Origin of the sequence: Microbacterium radiodurans (assembly GCF_008710705.1) — a bacterium.
GTDB classification, from domain to species: domain Bacteria; phylum Actinomycetota; class Actinomycetes; order Actinomycetales; family Microbacteriaceae; genus Microbacterium; species Microbacterium radiodurans.
Genome location: NZ_VYRZ01000001.1, coordinates 852463 through 876251, shown reverse-complemented (window position 1 = coordinate 876251; position 23789 = coordinate 852463). Strand labels below are relative to the sequence as shown.

Below are 23789 nucleotides of genomic sequence, written 5' to 3'. Positions count from 1 at the left end.
TGTCCTTCGATTCAGACGCCGTGTCGGCGATTCAGACGCCGTGTCGGCGATTCAGACGCTGTGGTGGGCGGGTCGGGCGCGCGCGGGCTCGGGGTCGCCGAGCACCGGGCGGAGGATGTAGCGGGCGTTCGCCCAGGCCAGGTAGAGCGCGGGCGCGGCGGTGAGGCCGAGCGCGATGGCCGGCATCGTGACGAACAGGCCCGCCTGCAGCGCGATGACCGCGAGCGAGACGAGGCTGAGCCACCAGCGCCGGACGCTCAGGTAGAGCGACGCCCGAGCGATGCGGCGGAGCCCGGCATCCGGCTCCTCCGCGAGCGCGGCGAAGGCCACGAGCGCGCCGGCGAGGAGCACCACGGTCAGCACCGCGAGCACGGGCACGACCGCGACGCCCGCCTGGAGCGGGGCGAAGAAGCGGACGTCGACGAGCACGACGACGAGCCCCGCGGTGACGACGACGCCGAGCAGCATCGCCTTCCGCCACGACCGCTTCCAGCTGCGGAGGAAGGTGCGCACCACCCGGTTCTCGCCCTCGCCGTGCGCGCGGAAGGTCGCGAACGCCGCGGTGATGCCGGGCGCGCACAGCGGCGCGACGACGGCGAGCATCGGCCACGACAGCGCCGGGTCGGTGATGACGAGCAGCACCACGAACGGCAGGCAGGACGCCAGCAGCAGCAGGTTCGTCATGAGGCCGAGGTAGGCGACCCCGAACACCGTCGCGTAGGTGTTGTGCGAGATGCGCTTCACGGCCTCAGCCCTTCATCCCGCTCGTCGCGATGCCCTCGACGAAGTACTTCTGTCCGAGCAGGAAGATGAGCGCGATCGGCACGACCGAGAGCACGAGTCCCGCGAACAGCAGCGCGTAGTTCGTGTCGTAGAGGTTGCTGACGAAGCTCTTCAGACCCAGCTGGATCGTCCACAGGTCGGGGTTGCGCAGGTAGATGAGCGGCCCGAGGTAGTCGTTCCAGGTGTTGACGAAGGTCAGGAGCGTGAGGCTCGCGAGCGCCGGCACCGACAGGGGCAGCATGATGCGGCGCCAGATGCCGTACTCGCTGAGACCGTCCAGGCGCGCGGCCTCGGAGAGCTCCTCGGGGATGGTCTCGTAGAACTGCTTCATGAGGAACACCCCGAACGCGCCGAACGCCTGGATCAGGATGATGGCCCAGAGGGTGTTCGAGACCTTCGCGTTCGAAAGCAGGATGAACTGCGGGATCATGTACGACTGCCACGGCACCGCGATGGTGCCGATGTAGAGCAGGAACAGCACGTCGCGGCCGGGGAAGCGGATGCGGGCGAACCCGTACGCCGCGAACGAACCGGTGAGCACCTGGAGGAAGGTGACGACGACGGCCAGCACGAGGGTGTTCCGGATCCAGGTCAGCATCCCGGACTGCGACCAGATGTCGACGTAGTTCTGCCAGACGAAGACCTCGGGGATCCACTGGATCGGCACCGAGAAGACCTCGTTGGCCGACTTCAGCGAGCTCATGATCATCCAGAAGAACGGCAGGAGCAGCGCCGCGGCGGCGATGATCAGCGCGATGTATCCGGCGATGCGGCCGACACGGCGAAGCGGCGTGACGGTGTCGGGGCGGTGGCCCTCGGGAGTCGCGTCGGCGGCGAGCTTGCGCAGCGCCCGGCGATCGTCCTGCGGCACGAGAAGATTCGTCATCAGACGTTCCTCCGCTTGTTCCAGATGAACTGGATGATGGTCACGAAGATGCAGAGGAAGAAGAGGGCCACGGCGGCGGCGGACGCGTAGCCGAACTGGTTCTCCTCGAAGCCCTTGCGGTAGATGAACTGCGAGATCACGAGCGTCGACTGCCCCGGCCCGCCCTCGGTCATGACGAGGATGAGGTCGAAGATCTTGAACGAGTTGATCGTGAGCATGACGGTGACGAAGAACATCGTCGGCCGCAGGCACGGGAGCGTGACGTTGACGAAGCGCTCCCACGCGTTCGCGCCGTCCATGCGGGCGGCCTCGTAGAGCTCGCGGGGCACGGTCTGCAGGCCCGCGAGGAACAGGATCATGTAGTAGCCCATGTCGCGCCAGGTGCTGACGATGACGACGGCGGGCATGGCCCATTCCGACGAGGTGAGCCAGCCGGGCGGGTTGGCGATGCCGACCGCCCGCAGGATCTCGTTGATGGGGCCGTACTCGGGGCTGAAGAGCAGGTTCCACACCACGGCGATCGCGACGATCGAGGTGATGTAGGGGAAGAACGCGGCCGTCCGGAAGAACGCGACGCCGCGCAGCTTGTTGTTCAGCAGCAGGGCGAGTCCGAGCGACGCGATGATCGTCAGCGGGATGTGCAGCGCTGCGTAGTAGAGGGTGTTGACGAACGACGTGCGGAAGCTGCCGTCGCCGAGCAGGCGCTCGAAGTTCGCCAGCCCCACCCAGTTCGCCGTGCCGAAGATGTTCCAGTTCGTCAGCGACATGTAGAACAGCGTGATGACGGGCACGAGGGTGAGCAGGGCGAACCCGACGAAGTTGGGCAGGATGAAGCTCCAGCCCAGCAGCGTGTTGCGCAGCGTCAGCTTCGAACGGCGACGACGCTGCGTCGGTTCGGTGCGGCCGGCCTTCGGGGCGGCGGCGGTGGTGGTCATGGTGTCTCCTGGGGAGGACGTCGGGGGATGCGGCCGGCGCGGGCGCGTCGCGCCGGCCGCACGGTGTCGCCGACCGGGGTCGGCGGCAGGATCAGTCGAGACCGACCTCGTTCGCGACGCGGTCCTCGGCCTCGGTGATGGCCTGCTCGACCGGGGTCGAGCCGGAGAGGATCGCGCTGTGCATGTCGTTGAGGATGTTCTGGATCGCCGCCGTCTTGTTCGACGTCGGGTTCTCGGGGTGCACGTCGCCCGTCGACCAGGCGAACTTCGACAGGTCGTCGGTGGGCGCGCCCTCGACGGCGAAGTAGGCCTCGGTGACGGCGTCGTTCGATGCGGCGGGGGTGATGCCGATCTTCGCGAGCTCCTCGGCGGCCTCGAGGCTCGCGGCGTAGGCGAGGAAGTCCTTCGCCGCCTGCGTCTTCGCGCCGTCGATGTTCGCGTTGATCGAGAAGCCGGTCGGGTCGCCGAAGGTCACCGGGGTGTTGTCGGTGCCGGTGGTCGAGTCGTCGAGCTGCGGGATGGGCGCGATGCCCCACTCGAAGTCGTTCGCCTCGCCCGACGCCTGCTGGGAGATGAGGGTCGCGACGTACCAGGTGCCCATCGGCAGCATGGCCGCCTTCTGGGTGCCGAACTCGCCCTGGTAGGTGAGCTGGTTCGCGGTCGAGGTGTTGAAGTCGACCTGGGCGCCCGAGCTCTGCAGGTCGAGGACGCGGTTGTAGTAGTCGGCGAAGTAGCCGTAGTCGCCCGACAGCACGTCGGTGTCCTCCTGGGCGCTCGCGAAGCCCTGGACGGTCGACTGCCAGCGGTGCTGGTAAGCGCCCTTGGCGGCGCCCGAGGTGTTGATGGCCTCGGCGGCGGCGTCGTAGTCCTCCCAGGTCCACGTGCCGTCGGGGTACTCCTGGCCGGCGGCGTCGAAGAGCGCCTTGTTGTAGAAGAGCACCCAGCGGTCCTGGCGGTAGGGCACGCCGTAGGCGGTGCCGTCGACCTCGTACGACGAGGCTCCGCCGACGCCGTCGGGCAGCTCGATGTCGGAGACGTCCATGAGCTGGCCGCCCTCCTGGAAGGTCGTGACGAACTTCACTTCCTTCTGGGTGATGATGTCGGGCCCGACACCGGCCGCGAGGTCGGCGGTGACCAGCGTGTTGTACTCGGCGGCGTCGTACTGCTTGAGCTCGACGGTGACGTCGGGGTTCTTCTCGTGGAAGGCGTCGGCGAGGACCTGGAACTCGGGCGTCGTGTCGAGGCTCCAGCCCGAGAGGGTGAGGGTGACGGGACCGTCGGCGGTCTCGGCCGGCTCGGATCCCCCGCTGCAGGCGGCGAGCGACAGGGTGGCGACGACCGCCATCCCCGCCGCGGCTGCGAACTTTCGCTTCATGCGTGCTGCTCCTTTGCGATTGCGTGCGAGGTCCCACTTCGGACCTCGTGATGCCGAGCTGCCGGGACGGGCGACTCGGAGTCTGTGAGGGTCGAGACGGTGCGGATGCCGTCGGCCCAGGTGATGGCGAGGGTGCGACCGTCGCGGTCGAGCGTCGCGGTGGGCGCGGCCTGGGGGGCGCCCCCGGCGAGGTCGAGGACCACGGCGACGGTCTCGCCGACGCGCACCGGGTGCTCGGTGACGGGGATGCGCACGTCGGCACCGAGCGGGCTCGCGTCCGGCCGCGCGACGACATCGGCGACGCCGTCGGCTGCCCGGCCGTCGAGCGCCAGGGCGCGGATGCCGCTCACCCGCCCGTTCGCGGCGGCCCAGGCCCCGCTCCCGTCGGTGCCGGCGCGCACGGCGTCCGACGCGACCGGCCAGCCGCCGATGCGCAGCCGCAGGTCGTCGGCCGACACCCCGGCGGCGAGCTCCTCGACGGTGACGAGGCGGACCTCGCTCGAGCCGCGGACGATCGAGACGACGCGCATGGTGCCGGCGCTCGAGACCGTCCCCGCGAGGCCGGCGCCGTGCCGGTGCGCGGTGGGATCGGGGTCGACCCAGTGGGCGTCGGAGACGGAGGCGCCGATGCCGACGCGGCCGTCCGCGTCGTCCTGCACGCGGGCGGAGACGAGGGTCATCGCGGTGCGCGAGGTCGCACGACCGGCGTGGTCGACGAGCGCGGCCGACTGTTCGAGCGGCTCGAGCCAGCCCCGCTCGTCGACGAGCGGAGCCGTCGCCGTGGAGTAGCCGATGCGGGCGTAGAGCGGCGAGTCGGCGGTGCGGGCGCCGGCCAGCGCCTTGTCGGTGCCGTGGTTCACGACGCGGACGATCCCGTCGGCGCGCGTGCCCGAGACGATCCATCCCGGCGTCTCGATGGCGGCGAGGACGTCGCCCGATTCGACCGGCAGCGCCTCGGCGGGTGCCGTCCACACGGGGTGGTCGGCAGGCAGCAGGATGCCGAGGAAGCCCTTGACGGCCCAATAGGGCGAGCCCGGGCCCGAGTAGGACTGCGCCAGCGGACGCCACTCGTGGTGCCATCCCATCGTGAGGATGCCGGCGGCATCCGGCGCGCCGTGATCGGCGAAGTGCGTGACGATGCGGTCGGCGGCGTGGCGGAGGCGGCCGAGCGTGTGCGAGGGGACGCCGGCGATGACGCCCGCCCAGAAGGGGGCCGCCGCCGCGAAGCGGTAGATGAGGCTCCGGCCCTGCAGGAGCGGCGAGCCGTCGCCGCCGACGAGATCGAGGGCGTCGCCCAGGAAGTCGTCGAGACGCGCGATGTCGGCCGGGGTGCGGCCCCCCGCCAGCTCGGCGGCGCCCGACATCCGCGACCAGAGGATCGGGTAGACGTGCAGCGCCCAGCCGACGTAGTGGTCGAAGGCGCGCTCGGGTCCGTCGGCCAGCCAGCCGCCGCTGCGCACGAACGAGTCGTGACGGGCGAGGTCGGCGGCGACGTCGCCCGCCGACCACGGACCGCCCACGGAGCGCAGGAACGTCTGCACCACGAGGCGGAACCACACCCAGTTCGTCTGCGGGTAGGTGTCGTCGCCGACGGCGGGGGCGAGCCACGCGATGACGCGGTGCTGGGTGAGCTCGCTCAGCCGGTCCCAGATCCAGGGACGCGTGAGATCGAGCACCAGGGCGATCGAGGCGGCTTCGACCTTCGCCTGCGCGTGCTCGTCCATGCGCACCCAGCGATCGGCGGCGTCGGGGTCGACGCCGGTGGCCACACCTCGGGCCGAGAAGTCGATGAGCTCGTCGACACCCTCGCCGCGCGCTCCGGCGATGCGGAAGCCGGCGAGGAGGAAGGTGCGGGCGAACCCCTCGAGACCGTCCACGGCGGCGCCGTAGCCGCCCTCGTCGCCCGGGAAGAGGATGCGTCCCGCGCCCGGCGTCGCGTGCGCCCGAGCGACCTCGAGGAGCGCGTCGGCACGGGCCAGCCACTCGTCGCGGCTGAGATCGGCTCGCGTCGGGATCGGGTGCTCCAGTGCCACCGGGCTTCTCCTTCGAATGCTTCGGTCGGGCATCAACGCCTGACCGCTTTCGGAGATTAGCAACGCATTTCGATCATTGCAAGATCCAGTTGGATTCTTTATGATCGTTTCTGATCGATTCGCCGCTCGAAGAGGAGATGCCGTGAAGTGGAACGCCCGCGAGTTCGCCGGGCCGCTCGCCGAGGCCTGCGCCGATGCGCCGGCCGAGCTGCGAGCCGCCGGCTCGGCGCTGCCGGTGCCGCCGGCATCCGATCGGGACTTCTGGGCGGGCCTCGATGCGGCGACCCTCGCTCCGATCGTCGCGGCCGCGCGGGCCGACGCTCGGACGCCCTGGCCGCAGACTCTCGCGAGCGCCGCGGCGCGTGTGCACGGCGACGGCGACCGCGACGGGTACGAGCAGCAGGTCTTCGCGCGGCAGCGGCGCCTGAGCCGCGCGGTCGTCGCCGCCGCAGCGACGTGTGACGACGACCTGCTCGACGAGGTCGCCGACGGCGTCTGGATGCTCGCCGAGCAGTCGACCTGGAGCTGGCCCGCCCACGACGACGTGCGCGAGCGGTCGGGCGCCGTCCTCGCCGACGTCGCCGCGCCCTACCTGGATCTCGGCGCGGGCGAGGTCGTCGGGCAGCTCGCCTGGATCGACCACGTCCTCGGCGACCGTCTGGACGAGCGGTACCCGGGCCTGCGCGCCCGCGTCCGCCACGAGGCCGAGGTGCGGGTGTTCTCGCCGTTCCTCGATCGCCGCGACTGGCACTGGATCGGTCTCGACGGCCACGTGCACAACTGGAACCCGTGGATCCACGGCAACGTCCTCGTGGCCGCCCTCGCGCTGCAGGACGACCCGGCGCGGCGGGAGCGGATCGTCGCGCTGGCCGCCGCCGGCATCGACCGCTACATCGCCGCCCTCCCCGCGGACGGCGCGATCGACGAGGGCTATGCCTACTGGTGGAACGGCGCCTGCCGCGCGCTCGAGGCGCTCGATGTCCTCGCCTTCGCCACCGGCGGCGCCTGGGATGCCGTCGCCGCCGTCCCGGCGCTCCGCGAGACCGTCGCCTTCCCCCACCGCTCGCACCTCGGCGGCCCGTGGTACGTCAACCTGGCCGACGGACCCGCGCGACCCCCGGCCGACCAGCCGTGGCATGCGCTGCACCGTGCCGCCCGGGCCGTCGGGGATGACGACGCGCGGCGGCACGCGGCATCCCATCGCGTTCCCGGCGCACCCGCGGCCACCGAGGACGCCGGGCTGGGGCGCCTGCTGCGCGCCCTCGCCGATCCCGCGTGGCTGGCGTCCGATGCCGAGACGTCGCCGCCGGATTCCTGGATGCCGCGGGACGTCTGGCTCCCGTCGACGCAGGTGCTCGTCGCGCGACCCGCGGCGGGCAGCGCCTCGGGGCTCACGGTCGTCGTCAAGGGCGGCCACAACGACGAGAACCACAACCACAACGACGTCGGCTCGGTCATCGTCGCCTCCGACGGCGTGCCGGTCGTCGTGGACGCCGGGCGTCCCACCTACACGAAGCAGACCTTCGGGCCGCGCCGCTACGACATCTGGACGATGCAGAGCTCGTGGCACAGCGTGCCCGAGATCGGCGGCGTGCCGCAGGGGGTGGGGCGCACGTTCGCCGCCGCCGACGTCGAGACCGCGGCCGACGGACGTGCGGCGTCGTTCGGGCTCGAGCTCGCCCGCGCGTATCCCGCGGGCGCGGCCGCCTCGTGGCACCGATCGGTGCGTCTCGACCGGCCGGACGGCGAGACGGGCGCATCCGTGACGATCGACGACCGATGGCGGGATGCCGCACCCGGCACCACGGTGCGACTGCTGCTGGCGGGGGACGTCGCGACCGAGCCCGGCCGCGCGCGGATCGTGCCCGTCGCGGCGGCGGCCCCCGTGGTCATCCGCTGGCCGGAGTCGGCGCGCCACACCCTCGCGGTGCGGGAGCTCGACGACCCGATGCTCTCGGGCGTCTGGGGCGAGCGCCTGATGCGACTGGATATCCACGTCGATGACCGCGACGAGCTGCGGGTCACGATAGAACAGGAACCGAACGAGGACGTGCCATCATGACCGAACCCGCAGCGGCTCCCCTGGCCGCCGAACGCCGCGCCCACATCCTGGCGGCGATGGAGCGCGAGGGCGCCGTCCGCATCTCGCAGCTGACCGACGAGCTCGGCGCGGCGACGGTGACCCTGCGGCGCGATCTCGCCCTCATGGAGCAGGAGGGGCTGCTCCAGCGCGTGCACGGCGGCGCGATCCCGCCCGGCGGGCAGAACCGCCGCGCCGCCGCGGCGCCCGCGACCCCCGAGACGGATGCCGGTGCGATCGCCGTGCTCGTCCCGTCGCTGAACTACTACTGGCCGGGCGTCGTCCGGGGCATGGAGACCGCCGCGCGTCGTCACGGGCTGACCGTTCAGCTGCGCGGCGCCTCGTACGAGCTGCAGGACGAGCGCCCCGTGCTCGAGCGCCTGGTGAGCGCCGGCAACGTGCGCGGACTCATCGTCGCACCCAACACCGAGACGCCCCACGCGCAGGACGTCGTGCAGTGGCTCGCGGACTGCGGGACGCCGAGCGTCCTCGTCGAACGCGACGCGATCGTGCAGCCCGAGGGGGTTCCCGCCGAGGCGGTGACGACCGATCACGCCCTGGGCGCCGTGCTCGCCGCACGACACCTCGCATCGCTCGGACACCGCAAGGTCGGGCTCGTGCTCTCGCGCAACTCCCCCACCTCGCGCAAGATCGCCGCGGGATGGCTCGCGGCGTGCGACGAGCTCGGCCTCACGCCCGCCGAGCACATCGAGACGACCCTCCCCGACCGGGGCAGCCCGGAGTTCTCGGCGGCCGTCGACGCGACGCTCGACCGAGCGCTCGGAACCGGTGTCACGGCCCTCCTCGTGCACTCCGACCCCGAGGCGATGGCCTTCGTCGACCTCGCCCTCAACCGCGGGATCTCGGTGCCCGGCGACCTGTCGATCGTCGCGTACGACGACGAGGTCGCCGAGCTGTTCACCCCGGCCCTGACCGCGATCGCGCCGCCGCGCGTGAGCGTCGGCGAGACCGCGGTCGACCTCCTCGTCTCGCGCCTGGCCGACCCCGAGCGGCCGACGCGTCGCGTGACCCTCAATCCGCGCCTCGTCGTCCGCGGATCGACCGCGGCGCCCGGAGGCGGGCCGATCGCATGATCGACCGCTTCGAGCACTCGCCCTGGGACTTCTGGACGGCGGCCTCGGCCGAGCAGCGCGACGCGCAGCTCGCGAGACAGCGGACCCTGACGGCCCAGCACCCGGGCTGGAGCTTCGGTCGCGACTGCTTCGTCGCCGAGCTCGCCGCGCTCGACGCGGACGAGCTGACCCTCGGCGACCGGTCGTACGTCGCCGCCGGCGCCTACCTGACCGGAACGCTCCGCATCGGGGCCGACTGCACGATCAACCCGAACGCCGTCGTGCGCGGCGACGTCGTCTTCGGCGACGGCGTGCGGATGGGCGCCCTCAGCTCGGTGCTCGGCTTCAACCACTCGATGGAGCCGGGGACGCCGGTGTTCCGTCAGCCGCTGTCGAGTCGCGGCATCCGCATCGGCGACGACGTCTGGATCGGTTCGCACGTCGTCGTCCTCGACGGCGTCACCGTCGGCGACGGCGCGGTGCTGGCCGCCGGCGCGGTCGTGACCAAGGACGTGGCCGCGGGCGCCGTCGTCGGCGGGAACCCGGCCCGGGTCCTCCGCTGGCGCACTCCCCCTACCGGCGACGGCGCGGCCGGTGCGGGCGGGGGCGCGCCGTCGCGGGACCTCGCGGCACGGGTCGCGGCATTCGCGGCGTCGGCGCGCGCCGATGCGCCGGCCCTCCTCGGACGCACCGTCGACGCCGGCAGCGGGCTCTTCGCCGACCGGCCCGGCGCCGCGCCGACCGTGCGCGCGCTGGGCGACGCGGTCGAGATCGCCGACCTGCTGCTCGCATCGGTGCCGCCCGGAGGCGACCGCGCCGAGCTCATCGTCACGATGCAGGGGTGGCAGGATGCCGCGACCGGCGTCGTGCGGCCGCTGCCGTCTCCCGGATCATCCGACGCGGCGGCCGCCGCGGGCTGGGACGATCCCGACGCGGCGTACCACGTGCTGACCACCGGCTACGCGCTCGACCTGCTCGGCGCGGGCTTCCGGCATCCCGTCGGGCTCGTCACGGCGGCTACGGCGAAATCCGTCATCGCCCGCCTCGACGCCCTGCCGTGGGACACCGACCCGTGGCACGCGGGCGCCGACGTCGATGCGCTCGGCACCGCGCTGCTGTGGGCGAAGCGGCGCGGCGACGCCCTCGCCCCCGGGGTCGAGGCGGCGCTGTTCGGATGGCTGCTCACGCACGCCGATCCGGGCACGGGCATGTGGGGCGCGGCATCGGCCGACGCCGGACTGCGACTGCTCGTGAACGGGTTCTACCGCGCCTCGCGCGGCACGCTCGCGCAGCACGGGCTGCCGGTCCCCTACCCGGAGGCCGTCGTCGACACGGTGCTCCGCCACGTGCGCGACGACCGCTGGTTCGCTCCCGACCGGCTCGACGCGTGCAACGTCCTCGACGTCGCGCACCCGCTGTGGCTGACGCGGGCGAGCGGCTACCGCGCCGACGAGGTCGGCGCCGTCGCGGCCGACCTGTTGGATCACGCCCTCGACGGCTGGCACGCCGGCGCCGGCATGGCATTCCGCCTCGCGGGCGACGATCCGGGGCTCCAGGGCACCGAGATGTGGCTCGCGATCGTCTGGTACCTGGCCGATCTGCTCGGCGTGGCCGACGGGCTCGGCTACCGGCCGCGCGGTGTCCACCGGCCCGAACCCGCTCCGATCCCGCGCCGCTCGGGTGGGTGAGTCAGGCGGCGCGGAGCGCCGCGGCCCACGCGTCGAGCAGTCCCGCGATCGCGCGACTGTGCGCCCACGGCAGCTCGCGCGCCTCGCACGCGTCCGTGTCGAGCAGCCGTGCGACGGCGTCGGCCTCGGCGGCGAAGGGGTGGACGACCGCGGTCGTGTGCTCCCGCGGTGTGCGCTCCGCCGTTCCCCCGCCGGACGCGTCGGCGCGGCGCACGAGGATCGTCGACGCCGACGCGCTGCGCGAGCCCCACGCGTCGGGCAGGTCGATCGTGCCGGCGGTGCCGACGATCTCGGCCGAGCGCGGCAGCGTCGAACGGATCGACGTCGAGAGGTGGGCCTCGAACCCCTCGGCTGCGACCACCGCCCGCGCGTCCTCGTCGACGCCGGTCGGTCCGATGCGTCCGTCCGCCTCGACGACCCGGAGCGCGGCCGGATCGACGCCCGCGGCGGCCGCGATCTGCACCGCGAGCGACAGCGGATAGCAGCCGACGTCGAGCAGCGCTCCCCCGGCGAGCTCCGGATCGAACAGGCGCCCGGCGCGCTCATCGGATGCGAAGCCGAAGGAGGCCGTCAGCCGGCGGGGCGCACCCACGGCTCCGGCGCCCACGAGCGCGTCGAGTTCACGCGCGAACGGCGAGAAGCGGTTCTTGTACGCCTCCACGAGCGGTCGGCCGGCGTCGGCCGCGACGGCGAGGAGCCGATCGGTCTCGGCCGCAGTGGGCGTGAGGGGCTTCTCGCAGAGCACCGCCTTCCCCGCGCGCAGCGCGGCCTCGGCGAGCGCCGCGTGGGCGGGGTGGACGGTGCCGATGTAGACGGCATCGACGTCGTCACGGCCGAGCACCGCGTCGTAGTGCCCCGCGAACGCCCCGTCGGTGTTTCCGGTGCTGTTACCGGGGGCGAAACGCTCCGCGAAGGCGCGGGCGCGCGCGGCATCCGAGCTCCCCACCGCAGCGAGGCGCCCGGTCCGCGACGCGGCGAGACCCTCGGCGAAGCTCTGCGCGATCTGCCCCGGGCCGAGAATCGCCCACCCCACTGTCTGCACCCGACCGACCGTACCAGCAGCTCCGAAAGGTCTTCATGAGCACCTTCGCCATCGGCGACACCGACTTCCTCCTCGACGGACGGCCGCACCGCGTCATCTCCGGTGCGCTGCACTACTTCCGGATCCACCCCGGCCACTGGGCCGACCGCATCCGCAAGGCCCGGCTGATGGGCCTCAACACGATCGAGACCTACGTCGCCTGGAACGCGCACGAGCCGGTGCGCGGCGAATGGGATGCGACCGGGGCGATCGACCTCGGCGCCTTCCTCGATCTCGTGGCCGCCGAGGGGATGCACGCGATCGTCCGGCCCGGACCCTACATCTGCGCCGAGTGGCACAACGGCGGCCTCCCGGTCTGGCTCACGAGCACGCCGGGCATCGCCCTCCGCCGCTCCGACGCCGCCTACCTCGAGGCGCTCGAGGTCTACCTCCGCCGCGTCTACGACATCGTCGCCCCGCGGCAGATCGATCGCGGCGGCAACGTCGTGCTCGTGCAGATCGAGAACGAGTACGGCGCCTACGGGTCGGATGCCGCCTACCTCGCCGAACTCGTCCGGATCACTCGCGACGCCGGCATCACCGTGCCGCTGACGACCGTCGACCAGCCCGAGCCCGGGATGCTCGCCGCCGGCACCCTGCCGGAGCTGCACACGACGGGTTCGTTCGGGTCGCGCGCGGCCGAGCGCCTCGAGACGCTGCGCCGCTTCCAGCCCACCGGACCGCTCATGTGCTCGGAGTTCTGGGACGGCTGGTTCGACTGGTGGGGCGGCGTCCACCACACCACCGATGCGATCACCGCGGCCGCGGAGCTCGACGCGCTGCTCGCGGCGGGCGCGTCCGTCAACATCTACATGGTGCACGGCGGGACGAACTTCGGACTGACCAACGGCGCGAACGACAAGGGCCGCTACCTGCCGATCACGACCTCCTACGACTACGACGCGCCGCTCGACGAGGCGGGCGATCCGACCGCGAAGTTCGAAGCGTTCCGCGAGGTCATCGCGCGGTACGCACCGGTGCCCGACGAGCGGCCGGCGGCTGCTGCGCCCGCGCCGGTGTTCGAGGTCGCGCTCGGGTCGGTGCCGGTCGGGTCGGCGCCGGGCGGATCGGCGCCGGGCGGATCGGCGCCGGGCGGCATCGGGTCCTCGGCCGAGGGTGCCGTGGGTACGGGCGCGGCGCCCTCGGCCGCGTCGCCGCAGCCGCCGACGTTCGAGGAGGTGGGTCACCTCGGCGCGCTGCTGCGCTACGAGACCGACCTGCCCGACGGGTTCGCCGGCGGCGAGCTGACGGTCGCGGAGGTGCGCGATCACGCCTGGGTCTCGGTCGACGGCGTGCGCGTGGGCGCGATGTCGCGCACGCGCCACGAGCGCTCGGTGCGGCTGCCCGCGGGGTCGCGCCTGAGCGTGCTCGTCGAGGAGCAGGGGCGCGTGAACTACGACGTGCGGTTGGGCGAGGCGAAGGGCCTGATCGGCCCTGTCGCGATCGACGGTCGGGAGCTGGGCGGCTGGCGGGCGACGCCGGTGGCGTTGGAGGCCGCGGCATCCGCTCCCGAGCTGACGGTGCGGACGGGGGAATTCGCGCTCGACCGGCCCGCGGACCTGTTCGTCGACACCGCCGGCTGGGGCAAGGGGTACGTCGTGGTGAACGACCTGCTGCTGGGGCGCTACTGGTCGAACGGGCCGCAGCGGACCCTGTACGTCCCCGGGCCCGCAACCCGCGCGGGCGGGAACCGCATCACGGTGATCGAGCTCGAGCAGCCCGCCCCCGCCGTCGCGCGCTTCGTCGAGGCGCCGCTGCTGGGCCCCCGCGAGGAGTGACCGCCGCTCACGGCCGCCTCCCGCGCACGCCGGTGTCGGCTCGCCCGGCGCCACCCCCGCACGAAGGTGTCAGCTCGCGCGCCTATCCAGCCGCGGAAAGCACCGATAGCGCCACCTTCACCGCCGGCCCCGCGCGAAGGTTTCAGCTCGCGCGGTCATCCAGCCGCGGAGCTCAGCGTGTGAGGGCGGACGACTCCGCGAGCGCGGTGCCGGCGGCGCGCAGCCAGCGCGCGGGCTCGGCGAGCGAGGCCTGCGGGCTGCCGGCGAGCCCGGTGAGCGATGCGGATGCCGCGAACGCCGAGACGTCGGCATCGCTCGCGATGCGTCCCGCCACCAGCGCGGCCGGCACACCGGCATCCCGAGCCGCGCCCGAGACGAACGAGGGAACCTTGCCCGCGGCGGACTGACCGTCGAAGGATCCCTCGCCGGTCACGACGGCATCGGCCCCCGCGATCGCGTCGGCCAGGCCGATGAGCGCGGCGACCTCGGGCGCTCCCGGCGTCAGCCGGGCGCCCCACAGCAGCAGGCCGAAGCCGGTGCCGCCGGCGGCCCCCGCGCCCGCCGACTCCGCCGCTGCGCGTGCTGCGAGGCCGGCCTCCGATGCCGCCCGCACGAGGCGCGCGAGGCCGGCATCGGCGCGTTCGACGCCTGCCTTGTCGAGCCCCTTCTGCGGCCCGAAGACCGCGGCCGCACCGGCGGCGCCGAGCAGCGGGTTCGACACGTCCGAGAGCACGACGGCGCCTCCGTCGGGCAAAGGTCGCACGCCGCTCAGATCGACGCTCACGACTTCCGAGAGCCCACGGGCTCCGGGCGCGATGTCCACGCCGGCGCCGTCGGTGACCCGCGCACCGAGGGCACGCAGCATCCCGACCCCGCCGTCGGTCGACGCGCTCGAGCCGATGCCGAGCACGAGACGTGACACACCGGCGTCCAACGCCGCCGCGATCGCCTGACCGAAGCCCGTCGTGTCGGCGTCGAGGCCGTGTCGGCGATCGCCGAGCAGCTCGATGCCCGAGGTCGAGGCCAGCTCGATCACGGCGGTGCCCGCGGGTGCGTCGCGCGTCGGCGGCAGCAGGAGCCAGGATGCCGCGACCTCGGCACCGTCCGGACCGGTCACCGTCACCGGCATCCGCTGCGAGCCGGGCACTGCCGCCGCGAAGGCGTCGACCGTCCCCTCGCCGCCGTCGGCCATCGGGCGCAGGTCGATGGTGTCCGCCGGCGCCGCCTCGGTCCAGCCGGCCGCGAGGGCTGCGGCGGCGTCGGCGGCCGAGATCGATCCCTTGAGGCTGTCGATCGCGACGACGATCCGACGGCTCACGCGCGCACCGGCGTGCTGTCGCGCAGCACGACCTCGAGTGCGAGGGATGCCGCATCCGCCCCGTCGCCGGAGTCGACACCGCCGTTCACCGTCTCGCGGAGCGCGCGGTAGCCGACCTCCTCGAGCGGGACGCGGACGGTCGTGAGGGTGGGGCTGACGTCGCGGCTGGTCGGGATGTCGTCGAATCCCGCGAGGGCGATGTCGCCGGCCGGCTCGCGGCCCGCCAGCCGCAGCGCCGTGAGCGCGCCGATCGCGACGACGTCGCTGATGCCGAAGACGACGGTGCCCGGTGCGATGCCGTCGGCCAGCGCCCGCGTCATCGACTCACCGCCCGCCTCTCGGCTGAAGCCGCCGCGATACACGCGGGGCTCGGCTCCGCCGCCCGAGGCGAAGCCCTCGGCGAAGCCGGCGAGACGGTCATCGCTCGTGACGACTCCCTCGGCGGCCGCGAGGACGATCGCGTCGCGATAGCCGCGCTCGGCGAGCGCCGCGCCGAGGGCCCGGGCGCCGCCGCGATTGTCGATCGTCACAGTCCGGACGCCCGGCGCACCGTCGCCGAGCGCGACGACGGTGCCGCCGGACGCGGCGATGAGGTCGAGCTCGTCGGCCAGCTCGGGGCCGATCTCGTTTGCCGTGCGGGATGCCGCGAGGATGAGTCCCCGCGGCCGCTGACCGCGGAGAGCGCGGACCAGCCGGAGCTCGCGCGCCGGGTCGCGCTCGGTGATCGCGACCGTGACGACGAGGCCCGCCTCGTCCGCGCCGCGCGCGACGCCCGAGGCGATCTTGCCGAAGTACGGGTCGGCGATGTCGGCCACCAGCAGCGCCACGATCGCGGACGTGCCGCGCGCCGTCGCCTGCGCCGAGAGGTTCGCGGTGTAGCCGAGGCGTTTCGCGGCGTGCTCGACCCGCTCCCGGTACGCCTCGGCGACCTTGCGCGTCGAGCCGTTCAGCACGCGCGACGCGGTCGCCAGCGACACTCCCGCCTCGCGCGCCACATCATGCAGCGTGGCCGACCCACGCGACGACAACCCCGTCTGTCCCACGACGCGAGTCTAGGCGGTGCGGGCGCCCGAGACCGCGAGGTGCGGCGAGACGGCCGCTCCGAACGACTCGGCCGTGCGGCGGACGACCTCCGCGTGATCGGTCGCCCAGATGTCGGCGTTGAACAGCTCGACCTCGATGTCGCGGTCGTAGCCGGTCTCGACGACGGCGCGCGTCAGCGACGCGAAATCGATGACGCCCTCGCCCGGGTAGTGCCGGCTGAGCAGCACGTCGGCGGGGAGCGGCGTCTTCCAGTCGCACACCTGGTAGGTCGCGATGCGGCGCTCGCGTCCGGCCCGCTCGATCGAGCTCAGCACGTCGGGATCCCAGAAGATGTGGAACGTGTCGACGGTCGCGCCGACGACCTCGGGCGCGAAGTCCGCCGCGATGTCGAGGGCCTGGCCGAGGGTCGAGACGACGCAGCGGTCGGACGCGAACATGGGATGCAGCGGCTCGATCGCCAGGGTGACCCCGGCGGCCTGCGCCTCGGGCGCCAGCTCGCCGATCGCGTCGCGCACGCGCTCCCGCGCGCCCACGATGTCGCGCGACCCGTCGACGAGGCCGCCCGCGACGAGCACGAGGATCGCCGTCGAGCCGGGCGCGCCGGCGGCCGCGAGGGCCGCGGTCTCCTCGATCGCGACGCGGTTGTCGTCGATCGAGGCGCGACGGGCGGGGCCCTCGGGCATCGTGAAGAAGCCGCCGCGGCAGTGCGTGGTGAACCGCAGTCCCGAGTCGGCGAGCATGGTGGCCGCCGTCGCCAGACCGACCTCCTGCACCGGCTCGCGCCAGAGACCGATGGCCGCCACGCCGGCGTCGGCCGTCACCCGCAGCGCGGTGGCGAGGTCGGCGTACTTGATGGTGGCCTGATTGATCGACAGGCGCGGGTCGACGCTCACGCGGTGACGCCGTTCAGACGGAGCATCGCGTGCCAGCGGTCTGCGGCGAGCTCGGGCTGCTCCAGCGCGCGGGAGGCGTTCGCCAGCTCGACGATGCGCGAGAGGTGCGGAAGGCTCCGCGCCGAGTGCAGGCCGCCGACCATCTGGAAGGCCGCCTGGTGGCCGTTCAGCCACGACAGGAACGCGACACCGGTCTTGTAGTAGAACGTCGGGGCGGCGAAGACCTGCCGGCTGAGCTCCTCGGTCGGCTCGAGGATCTCGAGGTACCGGTCGGCGTCGCCGGCATCCAGCGCCTGGATGGCCGCCGAGGCGACCGGGGTGATCGCGGCGAACGCGCCCAGCAGCGCGTCGGAATGCTGACGGCGCGATGCGGCGTCGCGCTCGGGCTGGCGCGCCTGCGGCACGTCGGCGCCGCCGATGAGCCCGACGTAGTTGAAGTCGTCGCCGGTGAACATGCGGACGCTCTCGGGCAGGCGCTCGCGCACCGAGACCTCCGAGGCGGCATCCAGCAGGCTCATCTTGACGCCCGCGACCTTGTCGGTGTTCTCGCCGATGACCTCGAGCAGAACCTCGGATGCCGCGCGCCAGTCGGTCGACCCGAAGTAGCCCTCGAGCGTGGGGTCGAACGCGGTGCCGAGCCAGTGCAGGACGACGGGCCCGGATGCCGCGCCGAGAACCTCGCGGTAGACGCGGCGGTAGTCCTCCGCCGTCTCGGCCGCCCGGGCCAGGTGGCGCGACGCCATGAGGACGGGACCGGCACCCTGCTCCTCCGTGAAGTGCAGCTGCTCCTTGTAGGCGTCCACGACCTCGTCGAGCGAGACGCGTTCGGCCTCGAGGTGATCGGTGTTGACGCCGACGACGACCGAGCCGCCCTCCTCGCGCGCAACCTCCGCCGAACGCGAGATCAGCTCGCGGGTGGCGGCGGCATCGAGCCCCATGTTCCGCTGCGCGGTGTCCATCGCGTCCGCGACGCCGAGGCCCCAGGAGTAGACCGCGCGGCGGAAGCCGAGGGTCGCGTCCCAGTCCACCTGCGCGGGCTGCCCGGGCGTGTTGTCGGCCGAGGTCACGGGCACGACGTGCGCCGCGGCGTAGGCCACACGGCTGCGCAGCGGCGCCGTCGGCTTCGCGAAGGCGGGTGCCTCCTGCAGCGGGGTGCGGGTCACGGCGCCATCGGCGCCGAGGAGGGTCAGCTCGGTCATCTCGGTGCTCCGATCGGGTCAGCGCAGGTCGAGCGAGGGCAGCGTGACCTTGCGGCCTTCGCGGCTCGACTGCAGACCGGCCTCGGCGAGCTGGACGCCGCGCGCGCCGGCGAGGAGGTCGAACTCGTACGGGGTGTCGGTGACGTAGGAGGCGAGGAACTCCTCCCACTGCTGACGGAACCCGTTCAGGAACACGTCGTTCGTGGGGACGTTCTGCCAGTCGGCGTCGTAGTCGTGGCCGTCTTCGAGGTCGGGGTTCCAGACCGGCTTCGGCGTGGCGTTGCGCGGCTGGATCTTCGCACCGAACAGACCCACGACGGCCGAGCCGTGCGTGCCGTCGACGTGGAACTCGACGAGCTCGTCGCGGTTGACGCGGACGGTCCACGAGGAGTTGATCTGGGCGACGATGTCGCCTTCGAGCTCGAACACGCCGTACGCGGCGTCCTCGGCGGTGGCGGTGTAGTGCTCGCCGTTCTCGTCCCAGCGGTCGGCGATGTGCACGGCCGCCTGGGCATAGACGCTCTTGACCTCGCCGAAGAGGTTCTCGAGCACGTAGTTCCAGTGCGGGAACATGTCGACGATGATGCCGCCGCCGTCCTCGGCCCGGTAGTTCCACGAAGGACGCTGCGCCGGCTGCCAGTCGCCCTCGAAGACCCAGTAGCCGAACTCGCCGCGCACCGAGAGGATGCGGCCGAAGAAGCCCGAGTCGATGAGGCGCTTGAGCTTCTGAAGGCCCGGCAGGTAGAGCTTGTCGTGCACGACGCCCGTCTTCACGCCCGCCTCGGCGGCGAGCTTCGCGAGCTCGAGCGCCTCCTCGACCGACTCGGCGGTCGGCTTCTCGGTGTAGATGGTCTTGCCGGCCGCGATGGCCTTCCGCAGCGCGGTGGCGCGCGCCTTCGTGACGAGGAAGTCGGCGTAGATCTCCCAGCGCGGGTCGGCGAGGGCCGCGTCGAGGTCGGTGGTGTAGTCCTCGATGCCGTGACGGGCGGCGAGCTCGGCGAGCTTCGCCTCGCTGCGGCCGACGAGCAGCGGCTTCACGGTGACCTTGGTCCCGTCGGCGAGCTCGATGCCGCCCTGGTCGCGGATCGCGAGGATCGAGCGCACCAGGTGCTGGCGGTAGCCCATGCGTCCGGAGACGCCGTTCATGATGATGCCGATCTCGCGGACCTGCGGGGCGGTCGCCGTGGCCGGCGCGGGGCTGAGGGTGGTCGTCTCTGACACGTGTTGTCCTTCTGTTCGTGCCTCCCACATCCGTGCGGGTAAGCGCTTTCCATACTGTAGGTCGCAGCGGCTCGCCAGCGCAACCGTCGATCGGCGAGAAGGGGCGAATCGGCCCGAATCGGCTGTGCGATTCCCGGCCGAGGCGCCGCCGTAGAGGTCAGGCCAGGCGCACGGCCGCCCACGAGATCGGCGGCAGCGAGAGCTGCAGCGAACCGTCGACCACCTGCGCGTCGGGCACCGGCACCACGCCCACGCGCTCCGGGTCCGCGAGCGTGTTGGCCGCGTAACGGTCGTCGTCGTGCAGCAGATGGGTCTCGACGATCCCGAGATCGCGACCGAAGGATGCCGCGACCGCCGCGACGTCGACGCGGAGGCTCTCGGCATCCGTCGTCGACCGGTTCACGACGAACAGCGTCACGCCATCGTCGTCGAGGGTCGCGACGGCGTTCACCGTGGCGACCTCGCCGAAGCGCTCGCTCGTGAACGTGCCCGACTCGACGGGCACCCGGATCGCGCGCTCCCCCGCGAGGCGCGAGGTCAGCGAGAACGGGAAGAAGGTCGTCTGACGCCAGGCGGGACCGCCGGGCTCGGTCATGATCGGCGCGATGACGTTGACGAGCTGCGCGAGCGACGCCGAGCGCACGCGGTCGCTGTGCTGGAGCAGCGTGATGAGCAGGTCGCCGAAGACGACCGCGTCCATCGCGTTGTACTGATCCTCGAGCAGGCGCGGCGCGACGGGCCAGCCCGGCTCGAGCGGCTTGTCGTCCTGCCCGCCCTCGTCGTTGTGGAGGTACCAGACGTTCCACTCGTCGAACGAGATCATGATGCGCTTGTCGCTCTTCTTCGTCGCAGCCACCGCATCGGCGATCGAGACGACCGAGGCGATGAAGCGCGACATGTCCACACCCGACGCGAGGAACTCCTGCGCATCGCCGAAACGCTCCTGGTAATAGGAGTGGCACGAGATGAAGTCGACGTCGTCGAACGTGTGCTCGAGGACCGTGCGCTCCCACGAGCCGAAGGTCGGCATGCCGCTGCTCGACGATCCGCAGACGACGAGCTCGATGCCGGGATCCAGCATCCGCATCGCCTTCGCGGTCTGCGATGCGAGCTTGCCGTAGTCGTCGGCGTTCCGATGCCCGACCTGCCAGGGACCGTCCATCTCGTTGCCGAGGCACCACATGCCCACCCCGAACGGAGCGGGGCGGCCGTTCGCCGCGCGCTGGCGCGTCCAGGTCGTGTCGGCATCGGCGTTGGCGTACTCGAGCAGGTCGAGCGCTTCGGCCGTGCCGCGGGTGCCGAGGTTCACGGCGAGCATGAGCTCGCTGCCGACGAGCTCGAGCCAGCGGGCGAACTCGTGCAGGCCGACCTCGTTCGTCTCGGTCGAGTGCCAGGCGAGGTCGAGGCGACGGGGGCGTTCGTCGCGGGGCCCGATGCCGTCCTCCCAGCGGTAGTTCGAGACGAAGTTGCCACCGGGGTAGCGGATGCTGGAGACCCCGAGCTCGCGGACGAGCTCGACGACGTCGGCGCGGAAGCCGTCGGCGTCGGCGGTCGGGTGCGCCGGCTCGTGGATGCCGTCGTAGATGTGGCGCCCCAGGTGCTCGACGAAGCCGCCGAAGATGCGGCGATCGATGTCGGAAACGGCGAGGCGGGGATCGAGGATCGCGGTGGCGTGGGACATGCGGCTCTCAGCGGGGATGGTGCGCCGCGCCGATACGGAGATCCAGCGGCGGCGGATGAACGGGAAATGCCGTCAGCGACGGCGGGGACGCGACGGGATCGAGACGACGGCCAGCACCGCGCAGCCGATGCCCGCCACGAACAGGGGCGGCAGCATCCACGTGACGACGACGACGAAGCCCGCCGCGGCGAGCAGGTAGAACGCGCCGGCGATGTCGCCGCGGACGGCCTCGGGGATGGCGCGGATCGCGCCGCGCCAGCCGAGGTCCGGACTCCACAGCGAGGCGGCGAAAAGGAGCGAGACGGCGACGGCCGCGAGCCCGACCCACCCGATCGCGCCGACGACCGGTCCGCCGGGGAGGAAGCCCGAGCGGGCGAGGTCGATGTCGATGAGGAGCACGACCGTCGCCACGGCGGCGGCGAGGCCGACGACGAGTCCGGGGAGCAGGGCCGCCCGCACGTCCTGCCAGAAGAACCGGACGCGCGAGTCGTCCGCGGCGATGTAGCGACGGAGGTGGCGCACGCCCGCCGCGAGCGCAGCCGGCAGGGTGAGGACGGGGAGCGAGACGAGGCTCACGAGGAGCCCCACGAGGAGGACCTCGCCGAAGAGCGCGAACGCTCCGGCGGCACCCGGGTTGCGCAGGCGCGGCGTATCGCCGAGCGTGGGCCCGCTGCCGTCGGCGTCGGCGCGCCGGGCGGCACGGGCCGCCCGACGCTCCGAACGCGGCGAGGTCATCGTCATCCCTTCAGACCCTGCGTCGCGACGCCGTTGACGAGGAAGCGCTGGAACACGATGAAGAAGATCAGGATCGGCAGCAGCGCCACGAACGAGGCGGTCACGGTCGCACCGTAGTCGCTCGTCGAGGTCTGGTCGTTGTAGAGACGCAGCGCGATCGGGAGCGGGTAGTTGTCGGGGCTCGTCAGGTAGATGAGCGGACCGAGGAAGTCGTTCCACGACCAGATGAAGGCGAAGATCGCGCAGGTGATGAGTGCGGGCCGCACCAGGGGCAGGATGATCGACCAGAAGACCCGGATGTGGCCGGCGCCGTCGATGCGGGCGGCCTCGTCCATGTCGCGCGGCATCTGACGCATGAACTGCACGAGCAGGAACACGAAGAACGCCTCGGTCGCGAGGAACTTCGGCAGCACGAGCGGCCAGAAGGTGTCGACCATGCCGAGCTGGTTGAAGAGCAGGTACTGCGGGATGATCACGACGTGGAACGGCAGCAGCAGCGTGCCGATCATCGCGGCGAAGAGGATGCCGAGCCCCTTGAACTGCACGCGGGCGAAGGCGTAGGCCGCCAGAGCCGACGAGAGCACCGTGCCGATGACCGCGAGGGCGGCCAGCACGAACGAGTTCCAGAAGAACTGCGCCATGGGGATGCCGGCGATGCCCTCGGCCACCCGCAGGTAGTTGTCGAACGTCGGGCTGTTCGGCAGGAGGCCGGCGTTCTGGCCGAACTCCGAGTTCGGCTTGAAGGTCGAGAACAGCAGCCACACGAGCGGGTACAGCACGACGATGGTGATGGCCAGCAGCACGACGAACCAGATGACCGTCTGCCAGGTCTTGCGCTTGACGCGAGGCCGGCGCGTCGGTGGCATCGGGGTCGTCTGCTGCAGGGCGAGGACCGGGGTGGACCCTCCGGGCGAGGTGGGGGCGGCGTTGGCGGTGCTCATCGGTTGTCTCCCGAGTAGTGGACCCAGTTCCTTTGCGTGCGGAACAGGATGGCGGCGATGATCGCGACGACGACCAGCAGCACCCAGGCGATCGCCGCGGCATAGCCGTACTGTCCGTCGGCGAAGCCGCGCTTGTAGAGGTACAGGGTGATGAAGTTCGTCATGCCCGCGGGGCCGCCGCTGCCGTTGGAGATGATGTACGCCGAGGCGAAGACCTGGAAGGCGCCGATGAGGCCGAGCAGCAGGTTGAAGAAGATGACCGGCGAGAGCATCGGCAGGGTCACCGCGCGGAATCGCTGGATCGCATTCGCGCCGTCCATCTCGGCCGCTTCGTAGAGCTCCTTGGGGACCTGCTTCAGGCCGGCGAGGAAGATGACCATCGTCGAGCCGAACTGCCACACCGACAGGATGATCATGGCGGGCAGGACCAGGCTGGGATTTCCCACCCAGGAGCCGATGTTGATCCCGACCGAGCTCAGGATGCTGTCGACCGGTCCGTCGCCGCCGAACATCGCGCGCCACACGATCGCCACCGAGACCGAGGCGCCGATGAGCGAGGGGGCGTAGAAGGCCGAGCGGAAGAAGGCCGCGCCGCGATCGCGGTAGTTGAGCAGCATCGCGACCGCGAGGGCGGCGGCGAGCATGATCGGGGTGCCCACCAGCACGTAGATGAGGGTGATGGTCGCGGACTGAATGAACTGCGGGTCCTGCGTGAACAGGCGGATGTAGTTGTCGAGGCCGATGAAGCGCGGGGCCTGGAAGATGTTGTACCGCGTGAACGAGAGGTACAGCGAGTAGACCATCGGGATGAGCGTCAGCCCGAAGAACCCGATCAGCCACGGGACGAGGAACCCGTACCCCGCGAGTGTCTCGCGCCGCTCGCGGCGACGCTGACCCGGCCGCTGGGCGATCTCGGGCCGGCGCTTGCGCAGGACGGAGCTGCGCGACTGCTCCTTGCCGGTGACGATGACTCTCGTCGCTGTCGTACTCACTGGTTCTCCGGATCGCTCGGGTGGCGGGGGTGGCTCGGGGCCCGGTCGCGCTG

18 protein-coding genes and 1 pseudogene are annotated in these 23789 nt (G+C 72.1%); 4 read left to right on the top strand and 15 right to left on the bottom strand.

All coding sequences use genetic code 11. The features are described 5' to 3' along the window. Window positions 1-51: 51 nt before the first annotated feature. The 5 genes from F6B42_RS04055 to F6B42_RS04035 form a co-directional block, all read right to left on the bottom strand. Window positions 52-744, bottom strand: a complete 693-nt coding sequence (locus tag F6B42_RS04055) for a YesL family protein (RefSeq protein WP_150418283.1) — start codon at window positions 742-744, stop codon at window positions 52-54. A gap of 4 nt (window positions 745-748) precedes the next feature. Then, the gene (locus tag F6B42_RS04050; RefSeq protein WP_150418282.1) at window positions 749-1669 is read right to left on the bottom strand and encodes a carbohydrate ABC transporter permease; all 921 of its coding nucleotides are present in this window, start codon (window positions 1667-1669) and stop codon (window positions 749-751) included. Continuing rightward, window positions 1669-2604, bottom strand: a complete 936-nt coding sequence (locus tag F6B42_RS04045) for a carbohydrate ABC transporter permease (RefSeq protein WP_150418281.1) — start codon at window positions 2602-2604, stop codon at window positions 1669-1671. Before F6B42_RS04045 ends, F6B42_RS04050 begins: the two co-directional genes overlap by 1 nt. Window positions 2605-2695: 91 nt before the next feature. Continuing rightward, window positions 2696-3979, bottom strand: coding sequence for an ABC transporter substrate-binding protein (locus tag F6B42_RS04040; protein ID WP_150418280.1), 1284 nt, complete (start codon window positions 3977-3979; stop codon window positions 2696-2698). Further along, complete coding sequence (locus tag F6B42_RS04035; RefSeq protein ID WP_223878323.1) at window positions 3976-6012, bottom strand: DUF2264 domain-containing protein; 2037 nt, start codon at window positions 6010-6012, stop codon at window positions 3976-3978. The genes F6B42_RS04040 and F6B42_RS04035 overlap by 4 nt, the downstream gene beginning before the upstream one ends. A 142-nt stretch (window positions 6013-6154) precedes the next feature. On the opposite strand from F6B42_RS04035, the gene F6B42_RS04030 reads away from it, so the two are divergent. The 3 genes and pseudogenes from F6B42_RS04030 to F6B42_RS15140 all read left to right on the top strand — a co-directional run. Further along, window positions 6155-8074 carry a heparinase II/III family protein gene (locus F6B42_RS04030; protein WP_223878322.1) on the top strand — a complete coding sequence of 640 codons (1920 nt, stop codon included), beginning with the start codon at window positions 6155-6157 and terminating at the stop codon, window positions 8072-8074. Next, window positions 8071-9186, top strand: a complete 1116-nt coding sequence (locus tag F6B42_RS04025; protein WP_150418277.1) for a substrate-binding domain-containing protein — start codon at window positions 8071-8073, stop codon at window positions 9184-9186. The genes F6B42_RS04030 and F6B42_RS04025 overlap by 4 nt, the downstream gene beginning before the upstream one ends. 389 nt (window positions 9187-9575) lie before the next feature. Further along, a pseudogene (locus F6B42_RS15140) lies at window positions 9576-9731 on the top strand (DapH/DapD/GlmU-related protein); the annotation flags it as partial. Window positions 9732-10854: 1123 nt separating this feature from the next. Here F6B42_RS15140 and F6B42_RS04015 read toward each other — a convergent pair. Then, window positions 10855-11895, bottom strand: coding sequence for a Gfo/Idh/MocA family protein (locus F6B42_RS04015; protein WP_223878321.1), 1041 nt, complete (start codon window positions 11893-11895; stop codon window positions 10855-10857). Between the two features lie 35 nt (window positions 11896-11930). On the opposite strand from F6B42_RS04015, the gene F6B42_RS04010 reads away from it, so the two are divergent. After that, entirely contained in the window at window positions 11931-13712 is a 1782-nt protein-coding gene (locus F6B42_RS04010; RefSeq protein ID WP_150418275.1) for a glycoside hydrolase family 35 protein, read from the top strand. A 172-nt stretch (window positions 13713-13884) separates the two neighbouring features. Here the strand turns inward: F6B42_RS04010 and F6B42_RS04005 are convergent, their stop codons facing one another. The 9 genes from F6B42_RS04005 to F6B42_RS03965 all read right to left on the bottom strand — a co-directional run bounded on the left by F6B42_RS04005 (window position 13885) and on the right by F6B42_RS03965 (window position 23736). Further along, window positions 13885-15030, bottom strand: coding sequence for a glycerate kinase (locus F6B42_RS04005; protein WP_150418274.1), 1146 nt, complete (start codon window positions 15028-15030; stop codon window positions 13885-13887). Continuing rightward, entirely contained in the window at window positions 15027-16073 is a 1047-nt protein-coding gene (locus F6B42_RS04000) for a LacI family DNA-binding transcriptional regulator (RefSeq protein ID WP_223878320.1), read from the bottom strand. Before F6B42_RS04000 ends, F6B42_RS04005 begins: the two co-directional genes overlap by 4 nt. A gap of 9 nt (window positions 16074-16082) precedes the next feature. Next, a complete protein-coding gene (locus F6B42_RS03995) occupies window positions 16083-16967 on the bottom strand; it encodes a sugar phosphate isomerase/epimerase family protein (protein WP_150418273.1) in 885 nt (294 codons plus the stop codon). After that, window positions 16964-18166 carry a dihydrodipicolinate synthase family protein gene (locus F6B42_RS03990; protein WP_150418272.1) on the bottom strand — a complete coding sequence of 401 codons (1203 nt, stop codon included), beginning with the start codon at window positions 18164-18166 and terminating at the stop codon, window positions 16964-16966. Before F6B42_RS03990 ends, F6B42_RS03995 begins: the two co-directional genes overlap by 4 nt. 18 nt (window positions 18167-18184) lie before the next feature. Beyond that, window positions 18185-19312: a Gfo/Idh/MocA family protein gene (locus tag F6B42_RS03985; RefSeq protein ID WP_150418660.1), complete on the bottom strand. Its 1128-nt coding sequence runs from the start codon at window positions 19310-19312 to the stop codon at window positions 18185-18187. Window positions 19313-19544: 232 nt separating this feature from the next. Then, window positions 19545-21068: an arabinosylfuranosidase ArfA gene (gene arfA, locus F6B42_RS03980; RefSeq protein ID WP_150418271.1), complete on the bottom strand. Its 1524-nt coding sequence runs from the start codon at window positions 21066-21068 to the stop codon at window positions 19545-19547. Window positions 21069-21140: 72 nt separating this feature from the next. Further along, on the bottom strand, window positions 21141-21803 hold the full coding sequence (locus F6B42_RS03975; RefSeq protein ID WP_150418270.1) for a DUF624 domain-containing protein: 663 nt from the start codon (window positions 21801-21803) through the stop codon (window positions 21141-21143). Window positions 21804-21805: 2 nt separating this feature from the next. Next, a complete protein-coding gene (locus F6B42_RS03970) occupies window positions 21806-22744 on the bottom strand; it encodes a carbohydrate ABC transporter permease (protein ID WP_150418269.1) in 939 nt (312 codons plus the stop codon). Beyond that, entirely contained in the window at window positions 22741-23736 is a 996-nt protein-coding gene (locus tag F6B42_RS03965) for a carbohydrate ABC transporter permease (RefSeq protein ID WP_150418268.1), read from the bottom strand. The genes F6B42_RS03970 and F6B42_RS03965 overlap by 4 nt, the downstream gene beginning before the upstream one ends. Window positions 23737-23789 lie beyond the last annotated feature (53 nt).